We start from the raw sequence: 14,953 nt of genomic DNA, 5'->3' as shown, positions 1-14,953 counted from the left end.
TTACGGCCACAGGAGTTCGGTGTGCCACTGCGCGCCCGTCCGGCGGTAGCGCAGGCGTACGTGGCGGCGGCGGGCGTCGCCCTGGAAGAACTCCGCCTCGACGGGGTCGATGACGTACAGCGTCCAGCTCGCGACCGGTGCGCCGGGCTCGTCCTGAGCCCGGCGCCATGCCTGCTCTGAAGCCTCGGCCAACTCCTCGCGCGAGCCGAGGTGTTCGCTCTGCCGGCCGACCAGTGCCGCCGCGAGCGCGCCCGTCGAGCGGGCGTGCAGATCGGCCTGGCCCGCGGCGGACGGCGCCGCGGTGACCGTGCCGCGCAGCCGGATCTGCCGCGCCTGGGCGGGCCAGTAGAAGTGCAGGGCCGCCTCGGGGCGCTCCGCGAGCTGGCGGCCCTTGCTGCTGGTGGCGTGCGAGGCGAAGTGCCAGCCGGACGCGTCCGCGCCGTGCAGCATCAGGGTGCGGACGTCCGGGCGGCCGGCCGCGTCCGCCGTCGCGAGCTGCATCGTGTGCGGCTCGGTCTGCCCCGCGGCCACCGCCTCGGCGAACCAGGTGCGGAACAGGTCGAGCGGTGCGGCGGGCGCGGTGGCCGGGTCGAACGGCGGCAGCGAGGGCAGATCCCAGACGCGCTGCGCGTGCAGGAGGTCCAGGAACTCCTCGGCGGTCGGAGCCGGTGCGGTGGTGGGCGGCTGGGGTGCGGAGTCCTCGTACGACGTCATACGGGGATTCTCGTACGGCATACGGGGCTTCCCGTGCGCGGACCCGGGTGAACGCCGTACGGAGGCGCTCAGCGCCCGAGGACCACCGTCCCCGACGAACAGAACCAGCCGCCCGTACCGGAGGCGACCGCCAGCTCCGGCAGGCGGCCGCCCGCCTTGTGCACCTGGCCGTCGCCGGCTTCGCCGCGCAGCTGCCGTACCGCCTCGACCAGGAGGAACAGGCCGCGCATACCCGGGTGCTGGGCGCTGAGCCCGCCGCCGTCCGTGTTGACCGGGAGGTCTCCGGTGAGGGTGAGCCGTCCCTTCTCGACGAACGCGCCGCCCTCGCCCTTCGCGCAGAAGCCGAGGTCCTCCAGCGTCACGAGCGTCATGTACGTGAAGGCGTCGTAGATCTCGGCGATGTCGATGTCGGCCGGCGTGACGCCCGCCCGCTCGAAGGCCAGCTTTCCGCTGACGGCGGCGGGGGAGACGGTGAAGTCGTCCCACTCGGACATGGTGGTGTGCGAGATGTGCTCGCCCGCGCCGAGCACCCAGACCGGGTCCTTCGCGCAGTCCGCCACGTACTCCTCGGCGACGAGCAGCACGGCCGCGCCGCCGTCGGAGCGGATGCAGCAGTGCAGCTTGGTGAACGGGTCCGCGATCATCGGGCCGCCGAGCACGTCGTCGACGGTGATGGGGTCGCGGAACATCGCGTCCGGGTTGGACGCGGCGTTCGCCCGCGCCTGTACGGCGACCTCGGCGAGCTGCTCCAGGGTCGTGCCGTACTCGTGCATATGGCGGCGCGCGGCCATCGCGTACTTCGAGATGAGCGTGTGCCCGTACGGGACCTCGAACTGGAGCGGTCCGCGGGCGCCGAAGCTCAGGTTCGAGGTGCGGCGGCGGGCCTTGATGTCGGCGCGGGCCGTCGAGCCGTAGACGAGCAGCACGGCGTTGGCGTGGCCCGCGGCGATGGCGTCGGCGGCGTGGGCGGCCATGACCTCCCAGGTGGAGCCGCCCACGGAGGTGGAGTCGACCCAGGTGGGCTTGAGCCCGAGGTATTCGGCGACCTCGACGGGAGCGAGGATCCCGAGCCCGGCGGAGGCGAACCCGTCGATGACGCTCCTGTCGAGCCCGGAGTCGTTGAGCGCCCGGCGCGCGGCTTGCGCGTGCAGGGCGTAGGGGGTGGCGTCGTCGACCTTTCCGCAGTCGGACAGGGCGACTCCGGCCACGGCTACTTTGCGCCGAGGGGCGCTGGGTATGACGGTGGACATAAATCTGACGGTACATCAGATTCGGGGTCGGGGGCAGTGGTCCGGGCCTCGTCGGGGCAGTGCATCGGGTCACCGGGGTGCGCATCTCGCGACAGCCGCGCCGCTCGGGGTGATACTCGCAGCATGGTCCAGAGTGATGCCCCCGACGCGGACGCCTATCTCGCCGAGGTCGAGGACGAGGCCCGGCGCGAGGCCCTGACCCGGATCCGGGAGCTGTGCCGTGCCGAGCTCAAGGGGTTCGACGAGGTCATGGCGTACGGGATGCCCGGGTATGTACGGAAGGCGAACGGCTCGCAGGAGATCGCTTTCGCGAATCAGAAGCAGTACATCGCCTTCTATCTGATGCGCACCGACGTGCGTGAGGCCTTCGAGGAACGGCTGGCCGGGCAGAACATGGGCAAGGGGTGCCTGCGGTTCCGCAGCGCTAAGAACGTGGACTTCGAGCTGGTCAGGGACCTGCTGAGGGCGACGGCGAAGAGCCAGGGGCAGGTCTGCTGAACCCGCGCGGCCCACCCGCCCCCGCCCCGTCCGGACAATGCGTCCCCCACCCCTGTGCATCTCGTCGCGCAAGTCCTAACATGACGCGCCGTCAGATCCGGGCCCGCAAGGGGGTCCCCGGGGGAGGAGCCCGCCCATGGATGCCGCGTTCACCGCAGAGCAGGACGAGATCCGCCGTACGCTGCGCGAGCTCATGGCCAAGCGCACCGGCCCCGACGAGGTGAAGGCCGCGGTGCGCACCCCCGCCGGCCACGACGCCGACCTGTGGCGCACCCTCGCGGCCCAGCTGGGCCTGCCGGGTCTCGCGCTCGGCGAGGAGGACGGCGGGGTCGGCTGCACCGCCACCGAACTGGCCCTCGCCTGCGAGGAGACCGGCCGTGTCCTGCTGCCGTCACCGCTGCTCGCCACGGCCGCGCTCGCCGTACCCCTGATCGCCCGGCTGGGCACCGAGGAGCAGCGCCGCGAGCTGCTGCCGAAGATCGCCGGGGGCGACCTGACCGCGGCCCTCGCCGTCCCGGGTGTCGCCCTCGCCACGGCCCTCGGCCTCGCGGGCGACAGCCAGGGCGACTGGGCGGGCGGCGGCCGCGCGGGCGGGGTGCAGGCCCGCTGCGACGAGGAGGGCTGGCGGCTGTACGGCCAGGCCGAGCAGGTGCTCGACGGGCACAGCGCCGATGTGCTCCTGGTCGCCGCGCACACCGGAGGCTTCGCCCGGTCGCGCACGCTCCTCTTCCTCGTACGGGCCGAGAGCGCCGGAGTCGTCCGCGTACGCCAGACGACCCTGGACGAGACCCGGCCGCAAGCCCGGATCGAACTGCGCGACGCGGCGGCCGAGTTGCTCGGCCCGGACGACGCGGCCGTCGTCGCCCAGGCGCTGGCGGCGACGGGCAACGCGGCCGCCGCGGTCCTCGCCGCCGAGGCCGTCGGGGCGGCGGACCGCGCCCTGGAGCGCACCGTCGAATACGCCAAGCAGCGCGAGCAGTTCGGCCGTGCGATCGGCTCGTTCCAGTCCGTGAAGCACCGCCTCGCCGACGTGTACGTGGCCGTGCAGGCCGCCCGCAGCGCCGCGTACTACGCCGCGTGGGCCGCGGGCAAGGAGGACGGCGAGCGCGTGGGCGGCCTCGCCCTCGCTCAGGCGCTCGACGCCCTGCGCACCGCCTCGGGTGAAGCGATCCAGCTGCACGGCGGGATCGGTTTCACCTGGGAGCACGAGGCGCACCTCTACTTCAAGCGGGCCGCCGGCGACGAACTGCTCTTCGGCCCCGTGCACCGGCTGCGTGCCCACGCCGCCGACCACGCGGGCCTCTTCGTCGCCGAGGACGTCGCGGTCTGATGCCGTACCGAACCGAGGAGGACGCGGTCTGATGCCGCCCGGAATCAAGCTCATGCAGAAGGTGTCGTCGAGCAGGCTGTTCATGAAGGTCGGCCCGCACTTCGTGCCCGCGATGGACCGCGCCGTGCACAGGCTCACCCGCGGCAAGGTGATGCTCAGCGCCCAGATGCTGCCGGGCGCGATCCTGACCGTGAAGGGCGCCAAGAGCGGCATCGAACGGCGTACGCCACTCGCGTGCATGCCCGAGGAGGACAGTGGCACCTGGGTGCTCATCGGCTCCAACTTCGGGCGCCCCGGTCACCCCGTGTGGACGGTGAACCTGCTGGCGAACCCGGATGCGCAGATCAGCTGGAAGGGCACGGACATCGCCGTCACGGCCCGGCTCCTCGAGGGTGAGGAGCGGGCGGCGACCTGGGAGACATGCCTCAAGTTCTGGCCGCCGTACGCCACTTACCAGCAGCGGGTCGACCGGGAGATACGGCTGTTCCGGCTGGAGCGGCGCACCCCGTAGCCAGGGATTCGTGCAGCCGGGGGAACGGAACGGGCGGCGGTCACCCTCACGCAGAGGGTGGCCGCCGCCCGTATGACAGGAGCAGGTGGCGTCAGGCCGCCGGGTTCACTTCGCGGGCTTCTTGCCCGTGATGCCCAGGTGGACCAACAGGGCCAGGTTCGGCTTCAGTTCGGTCTGCTTGACGCCCCAGGTGGAGAAACCCTTCTGGTGCGAGGCGACCGCCGCGAGCATCGCGACTAGGGAGCCGGCCATCGCCGCCGCGTTGACGTCCTTGTCGACCTTGCCCTTGTCCTGGAGGTCCTTGACCGTGTCCGTGAGGGAGTTGGTCACGGAGTTCAGGATCTTCATACGGATCTTGTAGAAGCGCTTGTCCCCCTCGGCCGAGCCGAGGTCCACCACGCGCAGGATCGCGTCGTTGCGCCGCCAGAACTCCAGGAAGCTGTCGACGAGTTCCTGTGCGGTCTGCCAGCCGGCCTTGCCCACCCAGGAGCGCTCGGCGAGCACGTCGGTCAACCCGGCGCCCTCCGCGGCCATTTGCTCCGCGATCTCCAGGACGGCGCCTTCGACATCGGGGAAGTACTGGTAGAAGGTCGCGGGAGAAGTGCCCGCTTTCCGCGCCACATCGATGACTTTGACGTCACGGTAGGGCGACGAACTGAGCATCTCGCTGAGGCAGTCGAGCAGCTTCTGGCGCGTCGCCTGCCCGCGCCGTCCGGCCACACGGCCGTCGACGGTACGCACTTGTCCTGTCATGCCGTCAGCTTACCGAGGGGTGATCGGGGCGCGATTCGGCCGACTGCAAATGGGGACGGAGGAGATACAGGGGAGTTAGGGGGACTCGGGAGGGTTCGTGAGGGTGATGCTCCGGTACGAGGCGAGCGGAGCCCCATGGAATTGACCAAATGTTCGAATCGTTTTCCTGCGGTACGCCGGATACGCCACTAACTTGGCTGTGACGGGCCCCACAGCAGCCCCAGGAAGGTGTGCGCCATGGCCGCGTATCCGAGAGGTGTGCCGTGCTGGGCCGATGCCCTGCTGCCCGACGTCGAGGCGGGCAAGCGGTTCTACGGGGAGCTGTTCGGCTGGACCTTCGACGAGGGGGCCGGGCCCGCGCACGGCCACTATGTGCAGGCGTACAAGGAGGGGAAGGCCGTCGCCGCGCTCGCGCCCAAGCAGGACGGGCGGATGCCGACGGTGTGGAACGTGTACCTCGCGACCCCCGACGCCCCGGCCACCGCCCGCGCGGTCAAGGAGGCGGGCGGCGGGCTCGTCATGGAACCGATGCCGATCGGCCGCTTCGGCACGATGGCGCTCGCGACCGACCCCGAGGGCGCGGTCTTCGGGCTCTGGCAGGGCGGCACCCATGAGGGTTTCGAGCTGTCCGGTGCGCCGGGGGCGTTCTGCTGGACCGAGGTGTACGTACGGGACGCGGGCCGCGCCGACACCTTCTACGAGGAGGTCTTCGGCTTCGAGGGCTTCGACCTCGGCGGGGTGATCAAGGGCTTCCGTACCTGGTCGCCAGCCGGCACCGCACCGGGCCCCGACACCTCCGTCGGCGGCCGCCAGCTCATGGGCGAGGGGTACCCGGCGATGCTGCCCGCGCACTTCCTCGTCTACTTCGCGGTCGGCGACTGCGACGAGGCGGCCCGGACCGCCGCACGCCTCGGCGGCCGCGTCCAGAGCCCACCCGTCGACATTCCGTACGGACGTATCGCAACGCTCGTGGACAATCAGGGCGCCTCCTTCGCGGTCCTGCAGGATCTCGCGGAATGAGCCGGATCGTTTTGGCGTGACTGATCCTGTTATGAGGTGAGACATCCCGATCGGGCCCCGGGTTCGCCACCACCGCCCTCGCCAGGAAGAATCAGGGTGCGTGCCGCCAGGGCGGCTCGGTGGTGAGACGCTGACGAGGAGCACCCGCGTGCTCGTAGCGGGTGTCCCGCGTCTCGTACGGGGAGGTGGCAGGCAAGTGGTGGAGCAGCTGACGCAGCACGATCCGCGCAGGATCGGGCCGTTCGAGGTGCTCGGCCGGCTCGGTGCCGGCGGCATGGGTCTCGTCTTTCTCGCGCGCTCGGCCGCGGGCCGGCGGGTGGCGATCAAGACCGTCAGGACCGAGCTCGCCGAGGACCAGCTCTTCCGTGTCCGCTTCACCCGTGAAGTGGAGGCGGCGCGTGCCGTCTCCGGCTTCTACACCGCGGCCGTCGTCGACGCCGACCCGCGTGCCGCCGTGCCGTGGCTGGCCACCGCGTACATTCCCGCGCCCTCCCTCGAAGAGATAGTGAACGAGTGCGGGCCGCTGCCGGCCCAGGCAGTACGGTGGCTGGCCGCCGGGGTCGCCGAGGCGCTGCAGTCCATCCACGGCGCGGGCCTCGTGCACCGCGACCTCAAGCCGTCCAATGTGCTCGTCGTCGAGGACGGTCCCCGCGTCATCGACTTCGGTATCGCGTCCGGTGTCTCCAACACGCGTCTGACCATGACGAACGTGGCCGTGGGCACGCCCGCGTACATGTCGCCCGAGCAGGCCAAGGACTCGCGCTCGGTGACGGGCGCGAGCGATGTGTTCTCGCTCGGCTCCATGCTGGTCTTCGCGGCGACCGGGCACGCGCCCTTCCACGGTGCGAACCCCGTCGAGACCGTCTTCATGCTGCTGCGCGAGGGCCCGGACCTCGAAGGCCTTCCCGACGAGCTGCGCTCGCTGATCCTCGACTGCATGCACATGGAAGCGGCGATGCGGCCCAGCCCCGCCGACCTCCAGGCCCAGCTCGCCCCGCACCTGTTCGCGGCCGGTTCCGACGACTCCGGTACGGCCTCGGCGTGGCTGCCCGAGCGGGCCACCGCGCTGATCGAGTCCCGCCGCGGCGGGCGGCCGCCCGTGCGCACCCAGACATCGGGACGCAGCGGCGGCCGTGGCGTACCGCCGCAGCCCTCGCAGCCGCCGCGCCCGCCGCAGCCGGTCGGCGGCCCCGGCGCCGCGGGTCCCGGCCCCGGCCCCGGCGGTGAGGACTGGGACGAGGCCTGGCGGCGTTCGCCCGACCCCGAGCCCGTACGGCTGCCCGGCGCGCCCGTGCCCATCGGTCCAGGACCGCGCGTGGCCGACGCGCGGCGCGAGGCCGACAAGCGGGTGGGCGCGCCCGAGGCGGCGCTCGCCGCGTCCTGGTCGCGCTCGGCCGCCGCGCCCGCCGCCGCGGTCAACGGCGCCGAACCCGCGCCCGTCGCGGCAGCGGGCACCGGACCGGCCGCCTGGCGGCCCTGGCGGTTCCGGATGTCCAACGACGTCTGGGGCACGCCGCACGTCGTCGGCGACCGCGTGTACGTGACGTCGTTCGAGGTGCACGCCCTGGACGTGGCCACCGGGCGGCGCCAGTTCAAGACCCGCGACGTGGCCTGGTCCATGGCGATCACCGACGGCCGGATCCACGCCTCCGACGGGCCCACGCTCTTCGCCCTCGACGCCGCCGACGGCACCGACCTGTGGCGCTTCTCCACCGACTCCTGGGTGTACGCGCTCAAGGCCGACCGCGGCACGGTCGTCGCGGGCCTGCGCGGCGGCACCGTCCACGGCTACGAGGCGGCGAACGGCGAGCGGCTCTGGGAGATCACCGGCGCGCAGACCGACTTCGAGACCCCCGAGGCCGGGCCCGTCATCCATGAGGGCACGGTGTTCGTCTGGCAGGACGCGCGGCTGCGGGCCCTGGAGGCGCGCACGGGCATCGAGCGCTGGTCGTACCCGATCGGCGACGCCTCGTCCTGCGGCGGGGTGCCCGTCCGGCTGACGCCCGCGTCGGACGGTGCGGTGTACGTGGCGGCCGGCACCCGCGTGCTCGCCATCGACATCGCGTCCGGGCAGGTCCGCTGGCACTTCGAGGCCCCGGCGGTCTTCCTGTCGCCGCCCGCGTACGCGCCGGGCGCGGCGGTCACCGGCGGCGGGGTGTACCTCGCGGACTACCTCGGCACCGTGTACGCGCTCGACGCGAAGGACGGGCGCGACCGCTGGCGCATCGCCACCGAGTCCCGCTCCTCGATCGACCCGCTGCTCGTGGCCGCCGGCCATGTCCACGTGGGCGCGGGCAACGGGCTCTACACCCTGGACGCCGTCACCGGCACCCCGAAGTGGCGCTTCCAGGCGGGCGGCGAGGTCATCGGCTCGCCCGTCGCGGCGGAGGGCCGGCTGCACTTCGGCTCGGCCGACCACTGTCTGTACACGCTGGACGCGGCGGGCGGCCAGCTCCGCTGGAAGCTCGCGACCGGCGGCGAGATCACCGGGGCGCCGGTCGCGCAGGCCGGCGTCGTGTACGCGTGCAGCAAGGACCGGTGCGTGTACGCGCTGGACGCGGTGAAGGGGACGGGGACGGCGCGCTGAGGTTGTTGACGGGTGCGGGGGCAATGGGGCTGCATCTGGGCCGAATGGCGGAGGGAACCGGGGCGGCGTAGCGTCGTGGGCGAGAGCCTCGGGGGTACGTCAGGAGGTCACCGGTGCGCGTCCGCAACGTCCTCGGTTCACTCCTCGCTCTCGCCGGAGCGGCGGCCGTCGTCTGGAGCCCCTTCCGTGCCTGGTACGACGGCCGTCTCGGCCGTGACTACCGCCTCGGTGAGCTGTTCTCCGCCGACGGCGTCACCGACGCCGAGGCAGGGCTCTTCGCCTCGCTCTTCCTGCCGTTCCTCTTCGTCGCCCTGGTGACGCTCGTCGGCGTGGTGCTGCGCTCGCGGCTGCTGCTCGCGTTCGCCGGCATCGTCGCGATGGGCTTCTCCGTGCTGTGGATGGTCCGGGTCGGACAGGCCGAGGGTTCGCTCTCCGTGGACTCGGAGGGCAACGGACTCGACGTCGGCGCGGGCAGCGCGTTCGTGGGCGGGCGGCGCGATGATCCTGCTCGCGGCCCTGGTCCTGTCGGGCCGCGCCAAGCGCCCGGCCCCCGCCCCCGCGGCAGCCCCGCCCGGCCCCACGGTGCCGACGCTGGACGGGCCCGACCCGGATCCGTCCAGCAGCCCGTACCCGCCCGCCCCGGGTCCGCCCGCGGCTGACGTCCCGCCGGAGAACCCGCCACCCGCGTGGCACCGCCCCCCGCCGTCCTCCGGGAGCTGACCCTTCCGCGGGCGGGCGAACTGCGGTTGTCCACAGGCGGATTCGGAGCCGGTTCGCTGCTGCTAAGGTTCCGCAGGTTTCCGTTCACACATCGGGGGAGGGGCCGCCATGCGGCTTGGCCGGGTCAGGTTCGCAGTCGTGTTGGTCGCGGTGGTGCTCGCGCTCACCGGTTTCCAGACGTCGTCCACGTCCGGCGGCAAGAGCGGCAGCGGCAAGAGCCGGTCGGGGAGCAGTTCGGGCGGCGGGGGCGGCGGCTGCTCCAGCGGCAAGTCGCGCAGCTCGTCCACGAGCGGCGGGTACCGGGACACGGACCACGACGATGACGACTACGGCGACGACTCCGGGTACGGGTCGTCGGGCGGCGCCGAGGAGCCGACGGAGGAGCCGACCGCCGAGCCCACGGCGGCCACCGACGGCACGACCGCCGTCGTCGTGAAGTGCCTCGGCGACGACGAGAAGAGCGGCAGGAAGAAGCGCGGGAGCACCACCAAGCGCCGCAAGGCCGGCTACGACAAGGCCAGCGAGGTCAAGGTGCACGCGGTGACCGGCGGCAAGTACCGCGTGGGCGTCATGTTCACCGATGTCATGGGCGTCCGGCAGGACGGCAACGAGGTGACGCTCACCCTGAAGGCGGACGAGACCCGTACCGTCCGCGTCCCGATGACCAGGCCCGCACAGGCCCCGAAGGTGCAGGGCTGCGAGGTCGACGAGGTCACGCTGCTCGACTGAGCGGCGGACACCGCGCGCTGTTACTGTCGATCAGTGCCCGCAAGGGCCCATCAGCACCAGACCCGGGGGGGTTGATCATGAAGATCCGTCACATCCGTGCCGTCGCCGTAGCGGCTGTCGCGCTGGTCGCGCTCACCGGAGCGCGAGGCTCCGGCGGGGGCGGCTGCGACAACAACAGCTCGTCGGACGGGTCGGGTTCGAGCTCGGGTTCGAGTTCGTCCGGCGGCTCGGACAGCGACTCCGGCACGGATTCCGGCGGTGACGTCGGCAAGTCGGACGACGACGGCGGCACCACCGCGGGCACCGGCACCACCGGCACGGGCGACAGCGGCGGCTCCGGCGGCCCGGGCGGCGGCGGCAGCGCGGCCGCCAAGGACCTCCGCCTGGAGTCCTGCACCTGGAACGGCTCGGAGCTCGCGGCCCGCGTCCGCGCCACCAACAGCAGCAACAACACCACGTACACGTACAAGTACAAGCTGACCTTCACCGGCCACGACGGGACCGTGCTCGACACCTCCAACCCGGCCATCCCGTATGTGCTGCCGGGCCAGGACGAGGCGCAGGACACGGCGACCCCGTACGACGTCCCGAAGGGCGCCCGCCTCGGCAAGGTCACCTGCAAGCTCACCGAGGTCGAGCGCACCGCCGTATAGAGGGCGACATCCAGAGGGCGACAACGCAGGTCAGGTCACCGCAGCCGGAACCCCTGCTGCCGCCCGCCGAACAGCCCGGCCTGCTCCTCGGGCGGCAGGTTCCCCAGACCGATCAGCTGGGGTGCCTGCGCCACGGCCTGCGCCCGTGCGCCGGACGACGCCGCCCACACCGCCCGTACCGTGCCCTCCACGGCCGCGGGCGGGTACGAGGCGATCACCTCGGCGGACCGCAGCGCGGCCGTCAACGCCTCGCCGGGCGCGGCGAGTTCGGAGACGAGCCCGACCTCGTACGCCCGTCGCGCCGAGACCCGTTCGGCCGTCCCCATCAGGGACATCCGCGCGACCTCGCCGAACGGCATGCGCTGCGCCATGTACATGGCCTCGTACGCGCTGACCATCCCGTACGTCGTATGCGGGTCGAAGAACGAGGCGCGCTCGTCCGCGACGACGAACTCGCTCTCGCCGAGCAGATAGAACGCACCGCCGCACGCCATCCCGTTGACCGCCGCGATCACCGGCTTGAACAGGTCGCAGGTTTTCGGGCCGATCGCGAGCAGCGGATCGTCGATCGAGTACGGGGAGTGCGGCTGCGGCACCTCGGCGCCCCGGTCGATCCCCGTGCAGAAGGCTTTGTCGCCCGCGCCCGTCACCACGATCGCGCGTACGGAGGCGTCGAAGCGGAACTGCCGCCAGGCGGCGGTCAGTTCGGCCGCGGTCTCCAGGTCGATCGCGTTGTGCTTCTCGGGCCGGTCCAGCGTCACGACCGCGACGCCGGTCTCCTTGTCGCACTCCACACGCAGGGCCATCAGCGCTCCAGAACCCACTGCGGCAGCGTGAACTCGCCCGCCTGCGCGAACACCACCTGCACCTTGGCGCCGATCTTCAGGCGCGAGGGGTCGACCGAGTTGAGCGGCGCGCCCGCCTCGGTGACGAGGTTGCCGACGAGCCGGATCCGCGGGGCGTCCGTGAGTTCGACGACGATCGCGTTGTACGGGGCCATCTCCGCGTACGCCGGAAGGAGCGGCGGATGCGGGAAGACATACGACCAGATGCGGCCCTTGCCGCTCATGCGCCGCCACTCGCTGTCGAAGGACTGGCAGTGCGGACAGCAGGGGCGCGGCGGGAAGCGCAGTTCGCCGCAGGACTCGGATCCGCAGGCCTGGACGCGCAGTTCGCCCTGGGCGGTGTACTCCCAGAAGGGCGCGCCGTCGTCGTCGGTCACGGGCGCCAGGAGGTCGGAAAGGGACATCGGGATCAGCTCCTCAGGAGTACGGCCGACGTGGGGACGCCCTCGCCCGCGGTCACCAGACAGGTGGACGCGTCCGGGACCTGGGCGGTGGAGGTGCCGCGCAGCTGCTTGACGCCCTCGTTGATCAGGTTGAAGCCGTGCACGTACGCCTCCGAGAGGCCGCCGCCGCTGGTGTTGATGGGCAGCCGGCCGCCGATCTCCAGGGCGCCGCCCTCGGTGAACGAGCCGCCCTCGCCGCGCCCGCAGAAGCCGTAGCCCTCGAGGGAGAGCGGGATGAGCGGCGTGAACGCGTCGTAGATCTGGGCGACATCGACGTCCTGCGGCCCGAAGTCGGCCTGCTTCCACAGCTGTCGGGCCGCCGTCCAGGCCGGTCCGGTCAGCGGGTCGTCGTTCCAGTAGTTGACCATGCCGTGGTGCTGCGCGGGCAGGCCCTGGGCGACGGAGTGCAGATACACCGGCTTCTGGCGGCAGTCGCGGGCGCGCTCGGCGGAGACGATGACGCAGGCCAGCGCCCCGTCGGTCTCCAGGCAGTTGTCGAAGAGGCAGAGCGGCTCGCTGATCCAGCGGGCGTTCATGTACATCTCGCGCGTCAGCGGGCGCTCGTACATCTGCGCCGCCGGGTTCTGGTTGGCGCGGTTGCGGCAGGCGAGGGCCACGTTGAAGAGGTGGTCGCGGGTCGTGCCGTACTCGTGCATATGGCGCCGCGCGAGCATCCCGATCTCGTCGGCGGGGCGCAGGAGTCCGTACGGACGGGTCCACTGGGCCGGAGTCGGCAGCTGCACCTGGGTGTTGGTCCAGGGGCGCTTGCCCGAGCCGCGCTTGCGCGAGCGCCAGGCGACCGCGACGTTCGCCTGGCCGGTGGCGACCGCGGAGGCGAGGTGCGCGAGCGTCGCACAGGAACCGCCCCCGCCGAAGCCGACCTTGGAGAAGAAGGTCACGTCGCCCGCGCCGATCGCCTTGGCGATCTCGACCTCGTCGGTCTCCTCCATCGTGTACGAGGCGAAGCCGTCGACCTCGGACGGGGCGATGCCCGCGTCGTCCAGCGCGGCCAGGATGGCGCGGCAGGCCAGCGCCTTCTCCGATTCGGGAAGGTGTTTCGCGAAGGGGGTCTGGCCGATCCCGACTATCGCTGTAGCGTCCTTCAAGGTCCCCGCGGCCATGGCCACCTCCGAGATCAACTGCCGGTATCCCGGCCTGCATCCCTGCTGACAGCGGAGGAGGCTACAGCTAATCTGACGGATAGTCAGCTACTGCGTCGGCTACTGGGTCGGGAGGGCTTCGATGCGCGGGGAAGCACAGGAGATGCGCGGCGACCTTGAGTGGGGGAGCATTCCGGGCCTGGTCCGTGCGGCGGCCCGACGGTACGCCGAGCGCGAGGCCGTCGTCGAGGGCCGGAGCAGGATCACGTACGCGGAACTGGGCGAACGCGTGGACCGCGCCGCCGCCGCGTGCATCGCGAGCGGCGTCGAAGCGGGGGACCGGGTCGCCATCTGGGCGCCCAACACCCTCGACTGGATCGTCTCCGCGCTCGGCGCGGTGAGCGCGGGCGCGGTGCTCGTCCCGCTCAACACCCGCTACAAGGGCACCGAGGCGGCGTACGTCCTCGGCCGCTCCCGCGCGAAGCTGCTCTTCGTCACCGGCACCTTCCTCGGCACCTCGTACGTGGCCTCGCTGCGCCGCGCGACCGCCGAGGGCACGGGGGAGGGGCCGCTGCCCGCGCTGCCGCACCTGGAGCAGGTGGTCGTGCTCTCCGACGACGCCCCGGAGAACTTCCGTACCTGGAAGGACTTCCTGGCCGCCGGCGACGGCGTGGACACCGCCGAGGTCACCGCACGCGTCGAGGGCATCGACGGCTCCTCGCCCTCCGACATCATCTTCACCTCCGGCACCACCGGTCACCCGAAGGGTGCCGTGATCACCCACGCGCAGACCCTGCGCGGCTACGACACGTGGAGCGAGATCGCGGGTCTGGCGGAAGGTGACCGCTATCTGATCGTCAACCCCTTCTTCCACACGTTCGGCTACAAGGCGGGCATCCTCGCGTGTCTGATGCGCGGCGCGACGATGGTGCCGCAGCCGGTGTTCAACGTGGAGACCGTCCTCGCCAACATCGCAAGCGAACGCATCTCGGTGCTGCCCGGACCGCCCACCCTCCACCAGTCGCTGCTCGACCACCCCGCGCGCTCCCAGCACGATCTGTCGGCGCTGCGGCTCGTGGTCACGGGCGCCGCGGTGGTGCCGCTGCAGCTGGTCGAACGGCTGCGCTCGGAGCTCGGCATCGCCACCGTCCTGACGGCGTACGGGCTCTCGGAGTGCAGCGGGATCGTCTCCATGTGCCGCCGCGGCGACGCGGCCGAGGTGATCTCCGAGACCTCGGGCCGGGCGATCCCCGGCACGGAGGTCCAGGTGGTCGACCCGGCGGGCGAAGCGCTCGGCGCGGGCAGGCCCGGCGAGATCCTGGTGCGCGGATACAACGTGATGCAGGGCTACTTCGAGGATCCGCAGGAAACGAAGAAGACCATCACGCCGGACGGCTGGCTGCGCACGGGCGACGTCGGCGTCATCGACGAGGCCGGCAACATCCGCATCACCGACCGGATCAAGGACATGTTCATCGTCGGCGGCTTCAACGCCTACCCGGCGGAGATCGAGCAGCTCATCGGGCTGCACCCGGACATCGCCGACGTGGCGGTCATCGGTGTCCCCGACGCGCGCCTCGGCGAGGTCGGCAAGGTCTACGCGGTCCGCCGCCCCGGCTCCACCCTCACCTCCGACGACCTGATCGCCTGGTCGCGACGGGAGATGGCCAACTACAAGGTGCCGCGGCAGGTGGAGTTCGTGACCGACCTGCCGCGGAACCCGAGCGGGAAAGTGCTCAAGACGGAGCTGCGGGCGCGGGTCTGAGCGCCCCGGATCCCGTGGCCCGCGAGGGAGCGGGG

At 71.9% G+C, this 14,953-nt stretch carries 15 protein-coding genes; 9 read left to right on the top strand and 6 right to left on the bottom strand.

All coding sequences use genetic code 11. From position 1 onward, the window contains the following. Both ACIBI4_RS14380 and ACIBI4_RS14375 read right to left on the bottom strand, forming a co-directional pair. Positions 1–714, bottom strand: coding sequence for a pyridoxal 5'-phosphate synthase (locus ACIBI4_RS14380; protein WP_399204121.1), 714 nt, complete (start codon positions 712–714; stop codon positions 1–3). A gap of 68 nt (positions 715–782) precedes the next feature. Continuing rightward, positions 783–1,964: a thiolase C-terminal domain-containing protein gene (locus ACIBI4_RS14375; protein WP_399204120.1), complete on the bottom strand. Its 1,182-nt coding sequence runs from the start codon at positions 1,962–1,964 to the stop codon at positions 783–785. A gap of 123 nt (positions 1,965–2,087) precedes the next feature. On the opposite strand from ACIBI4_RS14375, the gene ACIBI4_RS14370 reads away from it, so the two are divergent. From ACIBI4_RS14370 to ACIBI4_RS14360, 3 genes are all read left to right on the top strand, one after another. Then, entirely contained in the window at positions 2,088–2,462 is a 375-nt protein-coding gene (locus tag ACIBI4_RS14370) for an iron chaperone (protein WP_399204119.1), read from the top strand. 136 nt (positions 2,463–2,598) lie between these two features. Then, positions 2,599–3,792 (top strand): acyl-CoA dehydrogenase family protein, encoded by a 1,194-nt coding sequence (locus ACIBI4_RS14365; protein WP_399204118.1) that lies wholly within the window; start codon positions 2,599–2,601, stop codon positions 3,790–3,792. 31 nt (positions 3,793–3,823) lie between these two features. Further along, a complete protein-coding gene (locus ACIBI4_RS14360) occupies positions 3,824–4,303 on the top strand; it encodes a nitroreductase/quinone reductase family protein (protein ID WP_399204117.1) in 480 nt (159 codons plus the stop codon). Between the two features lie 105 nt (positions 4,304–4,408). Here ACIBI4_RS14360 and ACIBI4_RS14355 read toward each other — a convergent pair whose 3' ends face one another. Further along, positions 4,409–5,056 carry a TetR family transcriptional regulator gene (locus ACIBI4_RS14355; protein ID WP_399204116.1) on the bottom strand — a complete coding sequence of 216 codons (648 nt, stop codon included), beginning with the start codon at positions 5,054–5,056 and terminating at the stop codon, positions 4,409–4,411. A 237-nt stretch (positions 5,057–5,293) separates the two neighbouring features. Between ACIBI4_RS14355 and ACIBI4_RS14350 the strand changes: the two genes are divergently transcribed. The 5 genes from ACIBI4_RS14350 (at position 5,294) to ACIBI4_RS14330 (ending at position 10,765) form a co-directional block, all read left to right on the top strand. Then, complete coding sequence (locus ACIBI4_RS14350; protein WP_399204115.1) at positions 5,294–6,076, top strand: VOC family protein; 783 nt, start codon at positions 5,294–5,296, stop codon at positions 6,074–6,076. Positions 6,077–6,272: 196 nt separating this feature from the next. Beyond that, positions 6,273–8,663: a PQQ-binding-like beta-propeller repeat protein gene (locus ACIBI4_RS14345; RefSeq protein WP_399204114.1), complete on the top strand. Its 2,391-nt coding sequence runs from the start codon at positions 6,273–6,275 to the stop codon at positions 8,661–8,663. Between the two features lie 113 nt (positions 8,664–8,776). After that, a complete protein-coding gene (locus ACIBI4_RS14340; RefSeq protein WP_399204113.1) occupies positions 8,777–9,322 on the top strand; it encodes a hypothetical protein in 546 nt (181 codons plus the stop codon). Between the two features lie 199 nt (positions 9,323–9,521). After that, on the top strand, positions 9,522–10,112 hold the full coding sequence (locus ACIBI4_RS14335) for a hypothetical protein (protein ID WP_399204112.1): 591 nt from the start codon (positions 9,522–9,524) through the stop codon (positions 10,110–10,112). 77 nt (positions 10,113–10,189) lie between these two features. Beyond that, positions 10,190–10,765, top strand: coding sequence for a hypothetical protein (locus ACIBI4_RS14330; RefSeq protein ID WP_399204111.1), 576 nt, complete (start codon positions 10,190–10,192; stop codon positions 10,763–10,765). A gap of 35 nt (positions 10,766–10,800) precedes the next feature. On the opposite strand, the gene ACIBI4_RS14325 is transcribed toward ACIBI4_RS14330, so the two are convergent. From ACIBI4_RS14325 to ACIBI4_RS14315, 3 genes are read right to left on the bottom strand one after another with little or no spacing between them, the layout of a single operon-like run. Then, positions 10,801–11,571: an enoyl-CoA hydratase/isomerase family protein gene (locus ACIBI4_RS14325; RefSeq protein ID WP_399204109.1), complete on the bottom strand. Its 771-nt coding sequence runs from the start codon at positions 11,569–11,571 to the stop codon at positions 10,801–10,803. Further along, entirely contained in the window at positions 11,571–12,014 is a 444-nt protein-coding gene (locus ACIBI4_RS14320) for a Zn-ribbon domain-containing OB-fold protein (protein WP_399204108.1), read from the bottom strand. The genes ACIBI4_RS14325 and ACIBI4_RS14320 overlap by 1 nt, the downstream gene beginning before the upstream one ends. Before the next feature lie 5 nt (positions 12,015–12,019). Continuing rightward, on the bottom strand, positions 12,020–13,174 hold the full coding sequence (locus tag ACIBI4_RS14315) for a lipid-transfer protein (protein ID WP_399204107.1): 1,155 nt from the start codon (positions 13,172–13,174) through the stop codon (positions 12,020–12,022). Between the two features lie 142 nt (positions 13,175–13,316). Between ACIBI4_RS14315 and ACIBI4_RS14310 the strand changes: the two genes are divergently transcribed. Further along, the gene (locus tag ACIBI4_RS14310) at positions 13,317–14,918 is read left to right on the top strand and encodes a FadD3 family acyl-CoA ligase (RefSeq protein WP_399204311.1); all 1,602 of its coding nucleotides are present in this window, start codon (positions 13,317–13,319) and stop codon (positions 14,916–14,918) included. Positions 14,919–14,953: the final 35 nt, after the last annotated feature.

Source organism: Streptomyces sp. NPDC050418, from assembly GCF_044458745.1.
Classification (GTDB): Bacteria; Actinomycetota; Actinomycetes; order Streptomycetales; family Streptomycetaceae; genus Streptomyces.
Note: the sequence above shows the minus strand (reverse complement) of the source record. Positions and strands in the feature narration are given on the sequence as shown.